The organism is Nakamurella lactea DSM 19367 (assembly GCF_000426645.1).
GTDB classification, from domain to species: domain Bacteria; phylum Actinomycetota; class Actinomycetes; order Mycobacteriales; family Nakamurellaceae; genus Nakamurella; species Nakamurella lactea.
In genome coordinates this window covers 171,041-187,926 of the sequence record NZ_AUFT01000001.1, presented here as the reverse complement: position 1 = coordinate 187,926, position 16,886 = coordinate 171,041, and the positions used below count along the sequence as shown (strand labels likewise).

The 16,886-nt window shown below is 65.7% G+C and carries 21 protein-coding genes and 2 tRNA genes; 3 read left to right on the top strand and 20 right to left on the bottom strand.

Going from position 1 to position 16,886, the window contains the following annotated elements:
• Positions 1-128: 128 nt before the first annotated feature.
• Positions 129-2,120: a DNA primase gene (gene dnaG, locus K340_RS0101080; RefSeq protein WP_029135343.1), complete on the top strand. Its 1,992-nt coding sequence runs from the start codon at positions 129-131 to the stop codon at positions 2,118-2,120.
• Positions 2,120-2,689, top strand: a complete 570-nt coding sequence (locus tag K340_RS33695; protein WP_051264723.1) for a hypothetical protein — start codon at positions 2,120-2,122, stop codon at positions 2,687-2,689. Before dnaG ends, K340_RS33695 begins: the two co-directional genes overlap by 1 nt.
• A gap of 18 nt (positions 2,690-2,707) precedes the next feature.
• On the opposite strand, the gene K340_RS26575 is transcribed toward K340_RS33695, so the two are convergent.
• Complete coding sequence (locus tag K340_RS26575) at positions 2,708-2,887, bottom strand: hypothetical protein (RefSeq protein WP_037362360.1); 180 nt, start codon at positions 2,885-2,887, stop codon at positions 2,708-2,710.
• A gap of 472 nt (positions 2,888-3,359) precedes the next feature.
• Positions 3,360-3,434, bottom strand: a tRNA-Ile gene (locus K340_RS0101055).
• A 143-nt stretch (positions 3,435-3,577) separates the two neighbouring features.
• Between K340_RS0101055 and K340_RS0101050 the strand changes: the two genes are divergently transcribed.
• A tRNA-Asn gene (locus K340_RS0101050) sits at positions 3,578-3,650 on the top strand.
• Between the two features lie 102 nt (positions 3,651-3,752).
• Here the strand turns inward: K340_RS0101050 and K340_RS33690 are convergent.
• The 18 genes from K340_RS33690 to K340_RS0100950 all read right to left on the bottom strand — a co-directional run bounded on the left by K340_RS33690 (position 3,753) and on the right by K340_RS0100950 (position 16,863).
• The gene (locus K340_RS33690) at positions 3,753-6,140 is read right to left on the bottom strand and encodes a N,N-dimethylformamidase beta subunit family domain-containing protein (protein WP_029135342.1); all 2,388 of its coding nucleotides are present in this window, start codon (positions 6,138-6,140) and stop codon (positions 3,753-3,755) included.
• Positions 6,141-6,169: 29 nt separating this feature from the next.
• Positions 6,170-7,561 carry a hypothetical protein gene (locus K340_RS0101040; RefSeq protein ID WP_029135341.1) on the bottom strand — a complete coding sequence of 464 codons (1,392 nt, stop codon included), beginning with the start codon at positions 7,559-7,561 and terminating at the stop codon, positions 6,170-6,172.
• Positions 7,561-7,914, bottom strand: a complete 354-nt coding sequence (locus tag K340_RS0101035; protein ID WP_029135340.1) for a hypothetical protein — start codon at positions 7,912-7,914, stop codon at positions 7,561-7,563. Before K340_RS0101035 ends, K340_RS0101040 begins: the two co-directional genes overlap by 1 nt.
• A gap of 1 nt (position 7,915) precedes the next feature.
• Positions 7,916-8,986, bottom strand: a complete 1,071-nt coding sequence (locus K340_RS36365) for a hypothetical protein (RefSeq protein ID WP_051264721.1) — start codon at positions 8,984-8,986, stop codon at positions 7,916-7,918.
• Positions 8,970-9,257, bottom strand: a complete 288-nt coding sequence (locus tag K340_RS0101020; RefSeq protein ID WP_029135339.1) for a hypothetical protein — start codon at positions 9,255-9,257, stop codon at positions 8,970-8,972. The genes K340_RS36365 and K340_RS0101020 overlap by 17 nt, the downstream gene beginning before the upstream one ends.
• The gene (locus K340_RS0101015; RefSeq protein WP_029135338.1) at positions 9,254-10,045 is read right to left on the bottom strand and encodes a hypothetical protein; all 792 of its coding nucleotides are present in this window, start codon (positions 10,043-10,045) and stop codon (positions 9,254-9,256) included. The genes K340_RS0101020 and K340_RS0101015 overlap by 4 nt, the downstream gene beginning before the upstream one ends.
• On the bottom strand, positions 10,035-10,217 hold the full coding sequence (locus K340_RS0101010; RefSeq protein WP_029135337.1) for a hypothetical protein: 183 nt from the start codon (positions 10,215-10,217) through the stop codon (positions 10,035-10,037). Before K340_RS0101010 ends, K340_RS0101015 begins: the two co-directional genes overlap by 11 nt.
• Positions 10,218-10,373: a hypothetical protein gene (locus K340_RS35600; RefSeq protein WP_211229198.1), complete on the bottom strand. Its 156-nt coding sequence runs from the start codon at positions 10,371-10,373 to the stop codon at positions 10,218-10,220.
• Positions 10,374-10,390: 17 nt separating this feature from the next.
• A complete protein-coding gene (locus K340_RS35595; RefSeq protein WP_154674001.1) occupies positions 10,391-10,663 on the bottom strand; it encodes a hypothetical protein in 273 nt (90 codons plus the stop codon).
• Between the two features lie 117 nt (positions 10,664-10,780).
• Entirely contained in the window at positions 10,781-11,119 is a 339-nt protein-coding gene (locus K340_RS26555; protein WP_051264719.1) for a dATP/dGTP diphosphohydrolase domain-containing protein, read from the bottom strand.
• Entirely contained in the window at positions 11,116-11,400 is a 285-nt protein-coding gene (locus K340_RS0100990) for a DUF4406 domain-containing protein (protein ID WP_084613906.1), read from the bottom strand. Before K340_RS0100990 ends, K340_RS26555 begins: the two co-directional genes overlap by 4 nt.
• Positions 11,401-11,911: 511 nt before the next feature.
• Positions 11,912-13,093 (bottom strand): hypothetical protein, encoded by a 1,182-nt coding sequence (locus tag K340_RS0100980; RefSeq protein ID WP_154674000.1) that lies wholly within the window; start codon positions 13,091-13,093, stop codon positions 11,912-11,914.
• Entirely contained in the window at positions 13,090-13,242 is a 153-nt protein-coding gene (locus K340_RS0100975) for a hypothetical protein (protein ID WP_154673999.1), read from the bottom strand. Before K340_RS0100975 ends, K340_RS0100980 begins: the two co-directional genes overlap by 4 nt.
• A gap of 130 nt (positions 13,243-13,372) precedes the next feature.
• Positions 13,373-13,645, bottom strand: coding sequence for a hypothetical protein (locus K340_RS26545; RefSeq protein WP_037362153.1), 273 nt, complete (start codon positions 13,643-13,645; stop codon positions 13,373-13,375).
• Positions 13,642-14,244 carry a hypothetical protein gene (locus K340_RS0100965; protein ID WP_029135333.1) on the bottom strand — a complete coding sequence of 201 codons (603 nt, stop codon included), beginning with the start codon at positions 14,242-14,244 and terminating at the stop codon, positions 13,642-13,644. Before K340_RS0100965 ends, K340_RS26545 begins: the two co-directional genes overlap by 4 nt.
• Positions 14,241-14,996, bottom strand: a complete 756-nt coding sequence (locus K340_RS0100960) for a hypothetical protein (RefSeq protein ID WP_029135332.1) — start codon at positions 14,994-14,996, stop codon at positions 14,241-14,243. The genes K340_RS0100965 and K340_RS0100960 overlap by 4 nt, the downstream gene beginning before the upstream one ends.
• The gene (locus K340_RS0100955) at positions 14,993-16,003 is read right to left on the bottom strand and encodes a hypothetical protein (RefSeq protein WP_154673998.1); all 1,011 of its coding nucleotides are present in this window, start codon (positions 16,001-16,003) and stop codon (positions 14,993-14,995) included. Before K340_RS0100955 ends, K340_RS0100960 begins: the two co-directional genes overlap by 4 nt.
• Before the next feature lie 116 nt (positions 16,004-16,119).
• Positions 16,120-16,863, bottom strand: coding sequence for a hypothetical protein (locus K340_RS0100950; RefSeq protein ID WP_154673997.1), 744 nt, complete (start codon positions 16,861-16,863; stop codon positions 16,120-16,122).
• Positions 16,864-16,886: the final 23 nt, after the last annotated feature.

Genomic DNA, 16,886 nt, shown 5'->3' with positions numbered 1-16,886 from the left:
CCACTACATCTACCAGGACGAGCCGAAACTCGTCGTGCAGCTGGTCACCGGGATGCTCGGCGGCTGACGGATCCACCCCCGATGTGGACCGGCATCGGCACCGCTGCGATCCCGCATAGACTCGCTGGGTGGCGGGACGGATCACCGAGGCGGACAAGGAGCGGGTCCGCGACGCCAATCGGATCGAGTCGGTGGTCGGCGAGTACGTGTCGCTGCGGCCCGGCGGCGGCGGGAACCTCAAGGGGCTCTGCCCGTTCCACGACGAGAAGACGCCGTCGTTCAACGTCCGCCCGTCGCACGGCACCTTCCACTGCTTCGGCTGCGAAGAGGGCGGCGACGTTTTCGCCTTCATCGAGAAGATGGAACACCTGACCTTCATCGAGGCGGTCGAACGGCTGGCCGAGCGCACCGGCATCACCCTGACCAGGGTCGAGGGCGGCACCTCCAGTCGCAGCGAACCGGGCACCAGGGCTCGGCTGATCGCGGTCAACAAGGCGGCGGCGGCGTTCTACGCCGAACAGCTGCACAGCCCGGAGGCGTCGACCGCCAGGGACTACCTCACCGAGCGCGGGTTCGATCTGGAGACGGCCGCGGCATTCGGCTGCGGCTACGCGCCATCGGGCTGGGACCGGTTGGTGAAAGCGCTGTTGGCACAGGGATTCTCGCTGCCGGAGATGATCAAGGCCGGTGTTGCCAAGCAGGGACAGCGTGGTCCGATCGATCAGTTCCACCGCCGGCTGCTGTGGTCGATCAGGGATGCCTCCGGTGACGTGGTCGGCTTCGGTGCCCGCCGGCTGTTCGACGACGACCGGATCGAGGCGAAGTATGTCAACACCGCCGAGACCTCGGTCTACCGCAAGTCCCAGGTGCTGTACGGACTCGACCTGGCGAAGCGGGACATCGCCAAGCAGCGGCGAGCGGTGGTGGTCGAGGGTTACACCGACGTGATGGCCATGCACCTGGCCGGTATCACCACTGCGGTCGCGTCCTGCGGCACCGCGTTCGGCGACGAGCACATCAGTGTGCTGCGCCGGTACCTGCTGGACTCCGACATCATCCGCGGCGAGGTGATCTACACCTTCGACGGCGACGCGGCCGGCCAGAAGGCTGCGTTGAAGGCGTTCGACTCCGATCAGCGATTCGCCGCCAACACCTACGTGGCGATCGCGCCGGACGGGATGGATCCGTGCGAGCTGCGGCAGGCCAAGGGCGACGCGGCGGTCCGCGCCCTGGTCGACGGCCGGAAGAACCTGTTCGCGTTCGCCATCCGCAACAGCATTGCCCGCTACGACCTTGACACCCCGGAGGGCCGGGTGGCCGCGACCGCCGCCGCGGTGCCGATGGTGGCCAGGATCAAGGAGGCGCCGCTGCGCGAGGAGTACGCCCGTCAGCTGGCCGGCTGGCTGGGCGCCGAGATGACAGAGATCAGGGCGCTGGTGTACCGGGAGGCGCGATCGGCACAACGCGAGGACCGCGGGCCCGGACAGGCCTCCGGCCGCCAGGTGAACGGCCGGCCGATGCCGAGCCGTGCCGGCGACGGGCCACCCGGCCGCCGGCCGGGTCCGACGTCGAACGGTGATCGGGCCAACTCGGTGGCGGGCCCAGGACGGCCCGCGGAATCCGACGGCGTCAGGCGTCCGAACCCGGCCGACCCCCGGTCCTCGGTGGAGCGGGAGGCGTTGAAACTTGCGCTGCAGCAACCGGAACTCGTGGCGGCCGACTACGGACAGGTCAGGGATGTGGCGTTCACCGAGCCGGCCTATTCAGCTGTCCACACCGCCATCGTCGCCGCCGGTGGACCGGCGAACGCGCCGCGCGGCCCGGCCTGGATGATGAGCGTCTCCGAACACGTCCCGGCCGGCGTCCTGCGGTCGTTGGTCAGCGAGCTGTCGGTGGAACCGCCCCGTCGGTCGGGTGCGCCGGATGCGCACTATGCCGGGGCGATCCTGGCCAGGATGGCCGAAAGGGTGGCGGCGATCGACGAAACCCGGCTGCGGTCGCAGCTGCAGCGGGCCGAGGCCGACGGCGACCGGGACCGGTCGACGACGCTGCAGACCGATCTGTTCGCGATGACGGCCTACCGGCGGGCGTTGGCCGACCGGGCCAGGGGGGAGGCCTGATGGCGCTGTTCGGGATTTCCGTTCGTCGCCGGCGGGACCGGCCGAGCGACGCCGTTCGCGGCGCCTTGGATCCGGAGGAACTGGTGATGGGCAGGGCCGTCAGCGTCGACGGCACCGAACTCGCCGTCACCCGGCGCCGGCTGCTGGTGCTGCCCGTCGGGCAGCAGCCCGTGCGCTCACTGCCGTGGTACCGGGTGGCGAAGGTGACGCTGCGGGACGCGACGCTGACCGTGGTCGGGCTGGAGGTCGTCGGCGAGCTTCCTGGGGGCGGTGAGATCGTCCGGGACGCAACGCCGGATGCCTTCTCGCTGGCGGCGCCCGCCCGGCTCACCGACCAGGTGCACGCCAGGGTTCGCCGGTCGGTGGTGGCCAGTCGACACCTGCCGTGGCCCGGTGGTGGCGGGTGGGTGACGCTGCGCCGGGTGGCAGGTCGCGACGGTGTGCTGTTGCAGTTGCGGCTGGATCCCGGGGCGAGACCGGACAACCCCGGGCTGACCGCTGCCGCCGAACAGGTCGGCGCCGAACTGAGCGGTCAGGAACCGACCGACGCCACCGGCGTCGATGACTGAGCGGTGCGTCAGCCCCGTCTACTGCTTGTGTCCAGGCAGGATCTCGCCGATCTTGGCCTGCACGAAGCCGGCCGCCCCCTGCACGGCCGGATGGTCGGCGGCCCGGACGCTCCAGCGTTTGATCTGCTCGTAGCGTTCCCGGCCCGCCCGCGAACCGAGCACGTACCCGATGGCGGCGCCGAGCAGCAATCGGAACATGGGGTCCTCCGGTGGGTCGTGGCCGGTGAACCGGCCAATACCGCGGCAGTTCGCCGGGATCATCGAAGGATACCGGGCGCCGATCACTCAGAGCGCGAGCGTGTCCACCCGGCAGGTGGCGATCCCGTCGAGGCCGCGGGCCAGCCGCCGGTCGGCGGTCAGTAGAGCCGCGACCCGGCGAGCCACACGGTCGGCGACGGATGCCCGGATTACCGCCCGAACTGCTGGTCGGCATCGGTCACCCCGTGTTTCCGGGCGGCTCCCCGGATCTGCATACGTAAATGTTGCGTTGACGACCCTCAGTCGTCAAGTTTAGTTTTACGCACCAGCTTGCCGGCTGGTGTAGGTCGGTGTCCGCTCGTTTTGTTCGGCGGCAGTGACCGCCAGGGACGCCATCGCCAGCATCATCACGGACGCTCCCGGACCTGGTTCCCGGGAGCTCGCCCGATGAGGCCGAGCATCGAGCTGTGAGTGGGGCGAGTGGGGCTCGAACCCACGACCTGACGGATTATGAGTCCGCTGCTCTGACCAACTGAGCTACCGCCCCATCGGTGGACGATACCGGTCGCCGTCGACCGTTCGATCAGGGTGGGCAAGGGGGTCGGGGCGGTCGAGAGCATCCTGATCGGTGGGCTATCCTTGGTGACGCGCCGATCGACCGCAGCGGCGCGGGTGCTTCGGCGCCGACGGTCCCCTGTAGCTCAATTGGCAGAGCTTCCGACTGTTAATCGGACGGTTGCTGGTTCGAGTCCAGCCGGGGGAGCGTACGAAAACAAGCCCCCCATCTGCCGAAACAGATGGGGGGCTTGTTCGATTCATGACCACTACGAAGAGGCTCGGGACCCGGCCGGGACCCATTTTCGCATCAGGTGGTGATCTCGGTTGCGGTGGCTTCGACGATGGTGCTGCCGTCCCACACTCCGGCGAGGGTGAGTGGCACCTCGGCGGACCCATTCCACAGCGACCACTGCGGGACTGCGGTGGGTGCCGTGCCGTACGCGGTGAGTGCGGCCGGCGAGCTGGTGACGATCCCCGAGTGTGGGGTCGCCGGGTTGGCTCCGAGGTCTCTGAGGATGTTGTACTCCGCCTGTTGGATGTTGAGGTTGGCGACGTTGCTGCCGCGGTCGTGGGTTGCGTCGAGTCCCCAGGACCATTGGCAGGTTCCGAAGCCGATGACGACGGCCCCAGACGATCTACGCTGGGAGCAGATGCCCCAGTCGATGTTGCCGGGCAGGGTGTAGAACTCCCCGTTGTCGTCGGCCCTGATGTTGGTGCCAGTGACGATGGTCTGCCCGAGCCGGACGGGGTTGATCCCGGCGGGCGGGTCATACTCGTCGGCCTCGAATCCGATGATCCCGGCGACCGAGAAGGACGAGCCGGATGCGAGCACGGTGTTCCGCCACATCGGGTGTGATGCGTAGGCGGCCGTGTGGTCGAATGTCGCCGTCTTGTCGTTGACGCCGTTCATCCGGAAGTACGTGCCATTGAGGGTGTTGGTGGGCTTGCGGCCGACCCAGCGGGTGTCTGACCATGAGCCGGTCCAGAACACTGGGTCGATCGCGGTGCCGCCGTCGTGACCGCCCGGGCCGTCCTGGGTGTCTTTGAAACACCACATCACGTTCGGGTCGGTGGAGTCGAGCCGCGTGCGCCAGAACACCTCGTTGCCAGACTGGAACAGGACGTGGCCGCCGGAGTTGCGGAACGCTTCGACGGTGTCCCGCATGCCAGTCGTCCAGTACTCATCATGACCGGACGACACCAGGATCTTGGCCCCAGCGATACGGCTGGGGTCATCGTCAAGGTCACGGCTAGCAACGTACTTGACGTTGTAGCCCATCCGTTCGGCCCAACGAATCATCGGGGCCTCGCACGCAAGCCAGTAGGTCTGCGTCACGCCTTGCCGGGTGACGACGGGCCGGTCGTAGCTGACTGCCTGCGCGCGGGTGGTGATGTCACCGAGTGGGCCGCCGGATCCGTACAGGCTCTTGCCGGCCAGTGGTGCAGCCGGGCCGCCGTAGTAGTTGTAGGCCAACGCCCAGGTGGTCTCCGAGGTCTTGATGATGATGTCGGCCTGGCGTGCATCGTCGCGAACTACAAATGGGATGTAGCTCGCATCGTTGCCAGCAGCGTTGCGGTAGACGCCGACATACAGGCCGGTCGTCGCATCGGAGGGGATGTCCCAGGATGCGGTGACCGACCAGTTCGAGCAGCTGATCCCGCCATTGCTGCTCGGGATCGTCGTCGGTGTCGGCTGCGTGATCGCGGTGTTGACCAGGCTTGTGACCTTGTGCCAACCGTCGCCGCCGTAGTAGCCGATGCGGTAGATGTCGAGGACCACGCCGCCGCCGTCGGTGGTGCAGGAGAACTCGACGGTTTCGCCGACATTGGACGAGAACTGGCGCGGGAACCCAACATTGTCGTAGTCCCCGGCGCCGGTGATCTCCCACTCGGACGAAGGTGCACCGGTCAGCTCGTTCTCCTGCGCGATGGTGCGGCCGGAGTTCGGACCAGTCGCCCGGCCCACCCAGGAGACTGAGCCGGACGCGGCGCCCTGCGGCATCTTGTAGCCGGTGGCCGTGCCAGCCCAAGTGATGGACCCGGACGCAGCGCCGCCAGCCGAAGTGATCGCGGTGCCGGTGGCGGTACCAACCCAGCCGATCGAACCTGACGCGGACCCCGTCGTAGGTGCCGGGCCACTGCCTTCGTCGACCAGGATGTCGACGCCCCACAGCGACGCGCTGGTGTCGGTCAGCCAGACGATCGCGCTGGTGCCGTACCGGTAGTAGGTGCGGTCGAGTCCCGGGCCAGCGTTGACGCCGTCGGTCATCACCAGGGTTGAGCTGTCGGATGCTGGGATGAACGAGTTGGTCGGGCTCGGCGACGACAGGTACTTGGTGCCGCCGGTGTAGCCGATCATCACCACTTGGCCCGCGGTGATGGTGATGGGCGTGGTCCACGTCCACTCAACCCAGCCGCCGCCTGCCGGGATCGTGACGGTCTTGGTATCGAGTGGTGTCGCGTCCAGGTTGTTCGCCGTGCGGGTGGTGTTGTTCCACACGGCGGCGGTCACGGTGGCGGGCATGGATGCGACGTTGCCGGGCGCGATGTAGAGCCGTCCGCCGTAGCAACGCCAGCCAGCTGCGCCGGATCCGTAGGTGTAGAACGTGTTGCCTACCCAGATCGGCTGGCCATCATCGGCGGCGACCTGGGTACCGGGTGGCGGGGATGCGCCGAAGATCGAATGGGTGGGCATGGTGCTCCAATCAGCTAGTCGGCGGCGGGCTATTCCTCAACGCGAGCGATCGGCGTCCCGTCGTCGTAGCGGTTGTCGGACCACACGTTTCCGTTCGGCTTGCCCACGCCGTTCAGGCTGTTGCTCGGCCCGAACACGCCACACTTGCCGGAACCGCCACGACCGAACACGTTGTCAGTGACGCTGATGTTCTTCGTGTCGGGGTAGGGCTTGCCGGGGTAGTAGCCGGGGTTGATGCAGTAGCCCGCCTGCCGGTCCTGGTCGCCCGCGAATGTGGAGGCGAGGTGATTGCGAGTGATGGTGATGTTCTGGTTCTGCGCGAAGTCGCCGTAGAAGCCGATCACCGCAGAGCAGCCGGCGTCACCGGTCAGGCCGGCCTCGGTCGAGGACCAGTCGCCGCACGTCCCATAGTTGTGCTTGATCAGGAACCCGTTCGTGCCGTTGCCGCCGAACGCGTTGTAGTGGTAGGACTTGCCGACTTCCATGCCGTGCACCCAGGAGTCGATTGCCTCACAGTTCTGGTCGCACTTGATGACACCCTGCGAGCCGTGGGAGTTGACGCGGATTGCCCGGAAGTTACTGCGGCCGATGTTCTCCCACCATGACAGGCCATCGGGTACAACCTCGGTGTCGCTGATCAAGACCGGTCCGTAGTTGGATTGCTCGGCGAAGATGACGCCCTTGACGAGCGAGTTCTTGATGGTGACACAGGGCTTGTCGAGGTTGGTGCCGTTGCCCGCTTCGATCAGCAGGTCTTGCGGGACGATCTTGGAATCGATGACGACGCCGCAGGATCGGATCGTGGTCGGTCCGGTGTACGCCTTCAATGTGACGGGCGCGCGGGTGTCGCCGGGGAGTCCGTGCGGGTAGCCGGTGTTCTGCGCGCCGGGCCAGCACCCGCCCCAAGGATCAGCACCGCCGGGAGTGTTCGCGGCGCCGACGCAATCACCAGCGGGGACAGGGTCAGACGACGTCGGCGTGGTGGTCGAGGTGGTCGGAGCCTCGGAAGTCGGTTCAGGCGTGGAGGTTTCGGGTGCGGTGACCCCACCCGATTCCGTCACAGTGACGGTAGGTCCGGGAATGGTGGTGCGAACCGTGGTCCTGGCCGTGACGGTCTGCATGACCGTGGTCGGAACCGTCTGCGTCACCGTGCGGTCAACCGTGGTGGGTGCGCCGGTGACGACGCTGACCTCGGTCGTGGTCTCAGTGGTCGTGTGGTCGACGGTGACAGGCGGCTTGGACACGGCCGCCTGCAACGCATCGAAGCGACACGCTTCCCATGCCTGGACCTGCGCCAGGGATGACGGATCGGTCGGCCCAGCACACTCAGGCGCGGCCGACGTTCCAGCCGCAGCAGCGACACCGACCCCCGTCAGAACCAGCGCGCCCCCCGCGATCAGTACCGCGAGTTGGCGCCGCATCAGGACGCCGTGCCGGTGATGGTGATGCCGGTCAGCGTGTACTCGCCCGAAGCATTGAACGCACCATCGCCGGTCACGGACAGGTAGCCCATGAAGTTGCCGCCGGTCGGACCTGCATCCCAGAATCCAACCCATCCCACAGTCCCGAGCGATGCGCCGCCGGTGAACAGGAGATCGGTGGTGGCGATCATGTCGCCACTCGCGGCGGTGTCCCAGACGATGAGCTTCCGGGCGGCTGAGGTGGTGCCACTGCCGGAGCTATTCGGGAGGCTCAGATGCAGCGACGCATACTTCAGCTTGTCGACCTGGATCGCGGCATTCCCGTAGTTGAGGGCGGTGTCATTGAGGGGCATGTCAGGAGACCTTTCGAACGATGACGGTATTGGCAGCAGTGCCGCCAGGGACTGCGTCGGACGGACCGAGAACGAGGACACCGACACCCGGTGCACCATCGGCTCCGTCGGTCACGCCGATGATCGACTTCATCGCGGCCTGATCGGCGGCGGTCACGAGGGATGAACCGAGAGCCGACATGCCCACGGCAGTACGGGCAGCACCCTCGGTGCTGGTGGCCAGGACGGCGCGGCCGACGGTCCCGGATCCGGTGATGTCGGTGGGGACGTGAGTGTGCGAGAGCGGCACCCGAGCATCCGACAGTCGCGAATCGTTGCCCGCCGCAGCAGTTCCGGCAGTCGTGCCAGTGACCAGGCTGGAAGTCCCGGCGGCGATGGCGGCACGTGCTGCGGCCTGATCCGCACCGGCAGCAATGACGGCAGGCTTGCTCGTGATGTCCGACCATGCGTCGTGCGCGTTGCCAGCCTTCGCCGTTGTCGCACTGGTACCTAGCACGAGGTCCGTGGCACCGATCGCGGTACGTGCAGCCGCGGCGGTGGATCCCGCAGCGATGAATGCGGGCTTGCCGGTGATGTCAGCCCATGCCCCAGTGCCGCCGCCACCACTTCCGCCGACGTTGACGACGGAGACGGACGAGCCGCCCGAAGCTGCAACGGGTGCCATCGCGGACAGGTCAACGGTTGCGCCCGCCTGGATCTTGAAATTCCACGGGGACAAGAGCTGTGTGCCGTCGGACTTGCGCTTCACGGTGACGGTGTACGTGTAGCCCTTACCGTTCACGCCGTCCGAGTAGCCCAGAAGCGTGACGTTGAAGGTTCCGTCCGCGGCATCTGCTGCGTAGTCCCAGATGCCGCCGGTGTTCGTGTGGTCGGTCGAGTTGTCGACGGAGATCAGCGTCGGGAATCCGACGACGATGGAGCCAGTGTCGCTAGGGTCGGTTCCGCCGGGCAGGTCGTTGAGGACGGTGAAGTTCGGGACGAACTCCACGATGATCGGGATGACTGCGCCAGTCGTTCCGTCGACCACCCGGCCGGTGACGTGCGCTGCGAGTAGGTCAGCTGGCAGGGCCATTCGGATCTCCCTTCACGCGGGCAATGTGCATGTCTGCGTAGACCGGCTGCTTCGTGGAGCCCAGGAACCTGCCGACCCACGGCCAGCGCTGCTCGGCCCAACGGACGGCGGCGTAGTAGGCCCCCGCGACGATGGCGCCGATCGCAGACGCAAGAGCCGCCTGTGTACCGGAGTCGACCTGGATCCCCAGTGACGCAAGGAATCCGACCAGCCAAGCCACGGCCAGCGGGACCCAGGTCCTGATCAGCGACGGGATCGTGTCGCCGTTCACTTGCCCTGACCTCGGAGCTTGCGGACCTGGGTGAACACGTCAGCCAGTGCGGCACCGGCACCTGCGTTCAGGAACCCGCCCTTGAGCTTCGTCCTCCACACGGCCGGACCAGCTTCCTTGCGGATGGTGTTGGTGATCGCGGTCTGGATCCACGCCTTGTCGGCGGCGTTCAGTGGCATGTCGTCCTCCTGGACTGGTGTCGGTGTCGGCCCGATGCCGAAATGCAGGTTGATCTGGGCTTGCAGAACGTCGTACGGGTACTGGTCGCCGGGGTCGGTGTGTGTGGTGCCGCCGAGGGTGTCGGTGACGTCGACGTGGCCGTAGTAGCGCAGACCGACGTTCTCCCCGTTCGCGTACCGGCGGAGTTCGTCGCGGGTGCCGCGGGTTGGAGGCTTGGTGGCGCCCTTGGCCTTCGCCCAGTCGGCGATGACTAGCGCGACGTTGCTGATCTGCGCGAGACCTTCGGTGGTCAACCACTGTGCGCGGGTGAACGCAGCACGCCCGGTCTGCTCGATGTTGTAGGTGATGTTGTTGCCGGGGGAGCCGACAGCCCACGACTTGAACTTCCGGAGCACGGTGCCGACCCGGGACACCGGACCGACGATCGCGTGTGGCGACGTCCCGGCCTTGGTCGAACCGAACCAGTCCGGGCCGGCGAGCGACACGGCCAACGAGTCCCGCAGGTCGGATTCCACGGTGTGCACGATCGCCGCATCGTCAGACCTGGTGCGGCTGGAGAAGTTCGGCGACGGAGACCAACTGGTGTAGGCGTCCAGATCACCCGCCATCGGGGATCACCTCCACATCGACCTCCGGCGCATCCGGGTCGTCCTGGTCGGTGTCGACCTCGGGGTTGTCGAGGGCGTCGGCAGTCGCGTTGACTGCGTCCCAGTCGGCCTGCGGGAGGTACTGGGCGTGGCCGTCCTGCGGCTCTTCGGAATCGGGGCGGGGTTCGGTCATCTAGCTCTCCTTCAAAGTGTCAGCGAGGCCAACGAAGTAGCCGCCCAGCTCCATGAACAGGCGCATCAGCTCGCGGTCCGTCTCGGTCTCAGCGGTGCGGAACATGGTGGCGGCCCGCAAGATCGCCCAGTCGAACGTGATCTGATCGCGTGTCATCTCGGTTCGTTGCTCACTCATATCGCCCTCTTGATCGCGTTGATTGCCTGCTCGATCTCTCGCCGCTCACCGGACAGCTGATCCATGATGGAGCACTGGTAGTGGCGCAACTTGTCGTGCCAGTGCATGAGTCGCAGGGCCTCGTTGTGCTTGGCCTCCAGGCGATTCAGCTCAACCATGAGCGTGATGATCGCTAGGTTCGGCGGCGGATTGAGTACGGGCGGCTGAGGTTTCGCCAGCGTCGAAGGGATCGGAGTTGCTGGTAATCCGCCGGGGATTGGGTGAGTCATCGGTGCCTCGCTTGTGTGGGAGGTATGCATTCCGTCAGGTCGCAGGTATGCAATGCGCCGTACGGCGGCAATGTGGAATGTCGCCGTACGCCGACTCCGTACCGGAATCGGTACGGTTCAGCCAGTGCCGGGCCGGTTGTCGTACTCGGGGTGCTCGGTCATGAACGTGATCAGTGCGAGGGCATGGAAGGCGACGGATGCCATGTGTGGCAGGCCAGTCTCTTCGTCGTTGTTCTCGCCGGCCCAGAATTGCCAGGCGTGGCGTTGGAGTGCGGCGAAGGAGAGTGACCAGTCATAGCCCTTGGCCCAGTTGTGATCGTCGTACTTCTCGGCGCCCTTGCCGTACAACTCGGCTACAGTGCGCAATGCCTCGCTGGGGATCAGGTCGTAGCGTGCGAGCTTGGTCCCCTTCTGGCCGCCCGTCTCGGATGTGACCCGCACTTCCTTTGCGGTCACAGGCGAACCTCCGTCAGTCCAAGTTCCTTGGCGACGTGGTATTCCAGGCACGCACCCTTGGAGTTCTCCCAGCCGGGCAACAGGTAGATGCCGCCGCACGTGGTCAGTTCGCGGAGGTCAACCCGCAGATAGTCTGACCACGTGAAGCCGTCGATCTCGCCCTTGGCTGCAGGGTTCGATACGCCGTAGCCAGCAGCTTTGAGCCTGACTTCTGCGTCATTGAATGCCGTGAAGTTGAGACCAGGTATTCCGGTCATCGGGCCGGAGATGTAGACACGCATCAGGAGGCTCCGATCAGGTGAGCGCCAGACTTGTCCAGTCGGACATGGCAGCCATGACACAATGGGTGATAGTGATCAAGATCAGTGCTGTACGGCAGGCCGCGGTCGCTAGTCAATACGTTCGGATCGCGGTGGTCGTACGCCCACTCGACTGCCGGCGCGGCGCAGTGGGCGCATTGATAGCTCGACGCCTTGCCCCGGGCGACGGCGAGTCGATTATGTAGTGCGCGGTATCCGACAGCCGCGCCAGCCCAAAGGTAGTGGTCCTGGCCGGATGCACCACCCTTATGCAGAGCGGTTGGGTCGCCGTACTTGTACCACCGAAGGTAGTGCTTGCGGCACATCTGTCGGCCGATGGTCGGATCGTCACAGTCGGGCTGATCACATATGGCCCGGGTGCGCACTTGAGCCACGGTCGGATCTCCGTTCGAGCGCCAACGTTGGTAGTGCTTCGCGCACCATCCGCGCGCCCATGCCGACCGCTCGCAATCCTCGATTGAACAGGTCTTCATCACACGCCCCCCACAACTTGCAGGTGGTTCCATCGGCCATCGGTAACGGTGAACGTCACCATGCCGGGGGATGAATCCTCGCCCTTCAGGTTGGTGAACCACGACGATCCACTATCGCTGGTCTTCGCAACCAGCAGATGTTTCGAGTCGCCGACCTCCTGCAATCGCCAGGAGTGGTAGTGCCCGAAGATCGCCAGCCGTGCAGCCGCCATCGGCTGATTGCCGAACGTCTGACCGCGCCACCAGTCGACTAGCTTGTCCGGGTTGTTGGCCTGGTGCCCGTGAGCCATACCGATTGGCAGACCGTCGATGTCAACAACCAGCGACTCTCGGAATGGCTCGGGGATCGTGATCGTGATGTCATCACGTCCTGCCTCACCAAACACGCGAGCGAGCTGCCGGGCGTTGTTGATACCCCAGTCGTCCGCAGGCTTACCCGCGGCCTTGCCACCGCGCCGCCATTGGCAGTGATTCGAGGGCACCGCGTAGTAATCGGTGGGCGCCACTTCCGCGAACGACTTCAGCATGCGCGTGGTCAGCGTGGCAGCCAGGTCTACCTGTTCGGGTAGCGACAGATCGTTGGTGAACGACTGGCCTGGCGTGTTGTCGAAGTTCTCCAGGATGTCGCCTGGATCGAACACGCGGATTCGCTTGGGCTTCATGGATCGGAAGAGGTCGACGGCCTGATCGATGCCGTCCATGACGCGGTTGATCGTTTCTTTGGTGCCGCCGCGAGAGTCGACCTTGCCGAGCTGCCAGTCGGACGGGACAGCCACGGCAGAGTCGACGTCGGGGTCCTTGATTGTCGCGGCAGGCTTGCGTTCCATTACCCAGTCGACAAGGCGCTTCACGTCCTGTGCGGGCATCGCTGCGAAGTCGAACAGCCACCGTCGCCGAACGATCCCGCGCGTAACGGCCGGAGTCCTCTTGCCGTTGGTGAACGCTTCGTCACGGTGCCACGCCGCCGGGTCGTGCTTAGCTTCAACGAGCCTGGGGACGAATCCCTCGGGCACGGTGACGCCCAGCAGCCGCAGTTCTTCGATCGCCGCCGTGGCGTCCTCGGTCAGCGTGAGTAGTTCGTAGGAGTCCGGGCCGACGGCTTGGAAGCTTGGCGCGAACTCCTTGCGCGGCATCCCAGTTGCAACTGTCGGACCCCGGCGTGCGAGGTCTTCGAGATTCACTGGCCGACCTTGTGTGCCCTGCGCCAGTCCCCGACGGCCGATCGGCCGACGGGATAGTCGGAACCGGTCAATGCTTCGGCAACTTCCGGTGCGCTGTATGCCTTGTCCATCAGTAACTTCGATGCGAGCGCGCGGGTGTCGGCATCCATCCGTGCGAGGTACTGATCGATCTTGCTGCCGACTGCGATCGGTCCGCGTGCTGCGAGTTCCTGCAAGTTCATTGACTTACTCAGCTTTCAGTTAGGACCGTTCGGCCCGGGTGTTACTGCGCTGGATGGGTCAGCCGAGGCCGTGTGGCCAAGGGGGTGGGGGTGGCGGCTTCTGGTCGAAGATGTGACCGCGCAACTCGGATGCGTAGTTGTAGAGCGCACCTCGGTCGGCGCGGAGGTCTTTGACTTCCGTGCGTAGGTCTTTGATCTCGGAGCGCAGGATCCCGACGTCCTCTTGGAGTTGGTCGTAGCGGGCGTCGCGTCGGGTGCTCAGGTATTTCACTGCGCCGCCGATTGCTCCCAGGATCAGGAGAACCGCAGCGATCCACTCGCCGGCGTTCATGTCGCCGCGGGAACAGCGACGATGTCCATGCCCGCATACCGGCCATCACTGGTGGCGACGCAGGTGCCGGGGCTGGTGATCACCGCGTTGTACCGGGTGAGTTCGCCTGCCTCGTGATAGGCGCTGTACGTGATGATGGCCGAGTTGCCGGTGTCGGCCTTTGCCCGGTACAACTCCGTCGTCTCGGTCCGGAGCACGAGATCGGCATTCGTTGCCACACTGGAGAAGTAGGCTCGCGCGGTCACCGTCACCACCCGACGCCAGGACACGGCCGGGACCGCGAGTGTTGTGATGTAGCCCAATGTCCCGCCGCCACTGCCGATGCTCACTCCGTTGGCCGCCTGGTGCAGATATGTTGCTTCCTGTCCGGCGTCGCGGACCTCGTACCAGGACGATCCGCGGCGGCGGTAGAGCACGTCGCCGACGAAACACAGCTTGAATGCGACCAGCGAGAACGCTGCATCCCGCTCCGTGGTGGTAGCGAACTGCTGCACCAGGTCCGGGTCAATGTCCGTTGCCAAAGCCAGCATGTCGCGGGGAACGTCCGGGTCATCGGAGATCGTCGGCACCCGCTTACCGGTGCCAGTGGTCTGACTCATGCGCGCTCCCAGTTGATTTGGAGTAGGCCGGACTCAGGATCAGAGTCCCGACCGGCGAGAAACACTTGCGGTGAAGTACCGGACACCATCAGTCCGGCGTTTGTGTCGACGATCGACTGAGCCCACGCCGACGGAATTGCAGCGTCCTTGAACTCACCCGGCAGCAGGATCACGTCAACCGATGTGCCGACAGTTGTCGGAGCGGACTGACCAGGAGTCGGCCAGATCCCAGACGACGACAGGAACAGGTGCGCCGCTTGTGGTCCCGGCGTGCCACCCGAGCCGCGAGCAACACGGACAGACGCCGAGGAAACAGTCACCCCAGCAAGCGATGCACCCGGCCCGCCCTGGTAGAACCACGCGCCAGTCCACGCGCCCGAGACGCCGCCCTCGCCCTGCCGCACGTCCTGCTGATACGCGAACGGGTAACCCGACCGCCACGAGAACGTCTCGACAGCCGCGAACTGATCCGAACCCGACAACGGATCGGGCGACGGCGCGGACGGAGCAGAACCGACACCAGCCTTGCCCAGCACGTACGCGACGCCGCGGAACCGTGCCAGCAGAACCGAATCGCCCAGCGCGAACGTCTTGCCGTCCAACGCGATGACCTGCTCATCGAAGCCAGCGCAACGGACCAGCAGCGGCGACGCCTGAGTGACAACGCCGAGATCGATCTGTTGCGGACCCGCGGCGGTGTTCCGCTCGTCCTGACGACCAGCGGCCAGGAGATCGGCCAGGGGGTTGCTCATTGCGCGTTCTCCCAGACGAACGGATCCACCGCGACGGTGATCGTCATCGGACCCTGAGTGAGTGGCCAGTCAGCCGACGTGACCTGACCCAGCACGCGACGCTTCGGCATCGGAATCGACACCACATCGCCGACCTCCAGCGCGAAGTTGCAGACACACTGGACGGTGACGATCAGCCACCGAGACCGCTGCTCCATCGCCAACTCGTCAGCGGCGGCCTTGTCGACGTCCGCCTGAGTGGTGGCAAGATCCGCGTCGATGACCAAAGGCACCCGACCGAACGGGCCGCCCCACGCAATGCCCGCCGTCCGGTCGTACGCCTTGCCGATCAGCGGCGTGACGTTCCCCGCGAAGTCGGTTGACGTGGCCTTCGCAAACACTGCGTTGTGCACATCGTCCGACGACATCGACGTCTGGATCGAACCGATCACCGACGACGACCCGCGCGGCAGATCCCACACCGACACCAGCGGCGGCACCTTACGAACCAACGTCGCGGCACCCGTCGGCGTGAAGATCAAGTCACACGCCAACAGCGCCGCGAGATCCGTGCACGCCTTCAACCGGTCCGAGTCGTACGTGACAGCTGTTGCCGTCAGCGACTTGTCAGCGATCGACGGCGCCTGCCACGGAACGACACCCTGCAACAGGCGGGCAATCTCAGCGAGAACCGTTGGCTTCGACGGCTGCTCGCCGTTCACCAGCAGATCAAGCCGCACCTTCTCGGCGCGATCCGAACCGGACAGTGTGACCGTGACGCCCGTCGATACGTACGTGACCGCGCCGTCGATAGGCGACTCGTACACCCGGTAACCCTCGGTCGGATCAGCCGAACCGATCCGATACCAGCCGAGCGGAACCGTGCCCTGGGCAGATCCGCCCCGCAGCTCGATCTCCGAGCCGTACGGAGACAGCGGACCATCAGCCGTCGGCCGCAGATTCCCCGTCGGATCAACGATCGTCAGCGATAGAGCCGAGCGGACCGACTGGCCTGCCGTGATCTTCAACGAGCCGTCAGTGATCTGCAAACCCCGAGCCACACACCGACCACCACGCCACGCGTTGGCGGTAACCACTGGCCGGCCCGAACCCTGTAGCAGGTCCGGCCGCGAAGTCTGCACCGTCAGCCCCTCAGGAGATCAAGGTACGACGGCCACAGGGACGCCAGCCCGCCGTAGGTCGTGGCCTCATCGCGCACGTCGCCGTACGTCCTGGCAGGCAACACAACCGGCGACGGGGGAGGCTGCACTGCGGTCACGGACAGGGAGAGATAGTCGCGCTCACCCAGCACCGCCGACGCCTTCTTCGTGACGTACCCGGTGTGTGCCAGGTACGCCAACGACGGAAGGTCGTAGTTCCAACTCGGCGGAATCCGCAACAGGAACGGGTTCGCGTACTGCAACACCAGCCGGTACTTCCCCGAGATCATCGCCGTCGGAGCCATCAACACCAACTGGAAATTGCCGGTCTGCGTCGTGCCCATACTTGCGATCGGAAGCGCCGAATCGATCACATCCGAGATCGTCCCCGGCGTGACATGCTCGATCTCTTCCATCGATTCGTTGATCGGAATGACCGGAGTAGCCCGACCCGGCGCCAACGGATCCGAGATCCACGCCTGATCCGACACCACCGTCACCGGAGCAGCCTGCGCAACATCCAACTGCGCACCAGCCGCCGAAGTCGCATACGCGCTATACGTGATCGCCTGCGACAACGGCGGCTCCGCATCGATGTACGGACGAGAAGAAGCGCCCATCGTCGGCGCAGCATTGGCCTGCCGGATCACAGAGCGAGTGCCCTGATAAGACCGGTAGATCGTGACCGTTGCTGTGCCGGCGGGGAGCGCATCCACCAACAGATCCACCGACGGGTAATCGGTGGCGGACT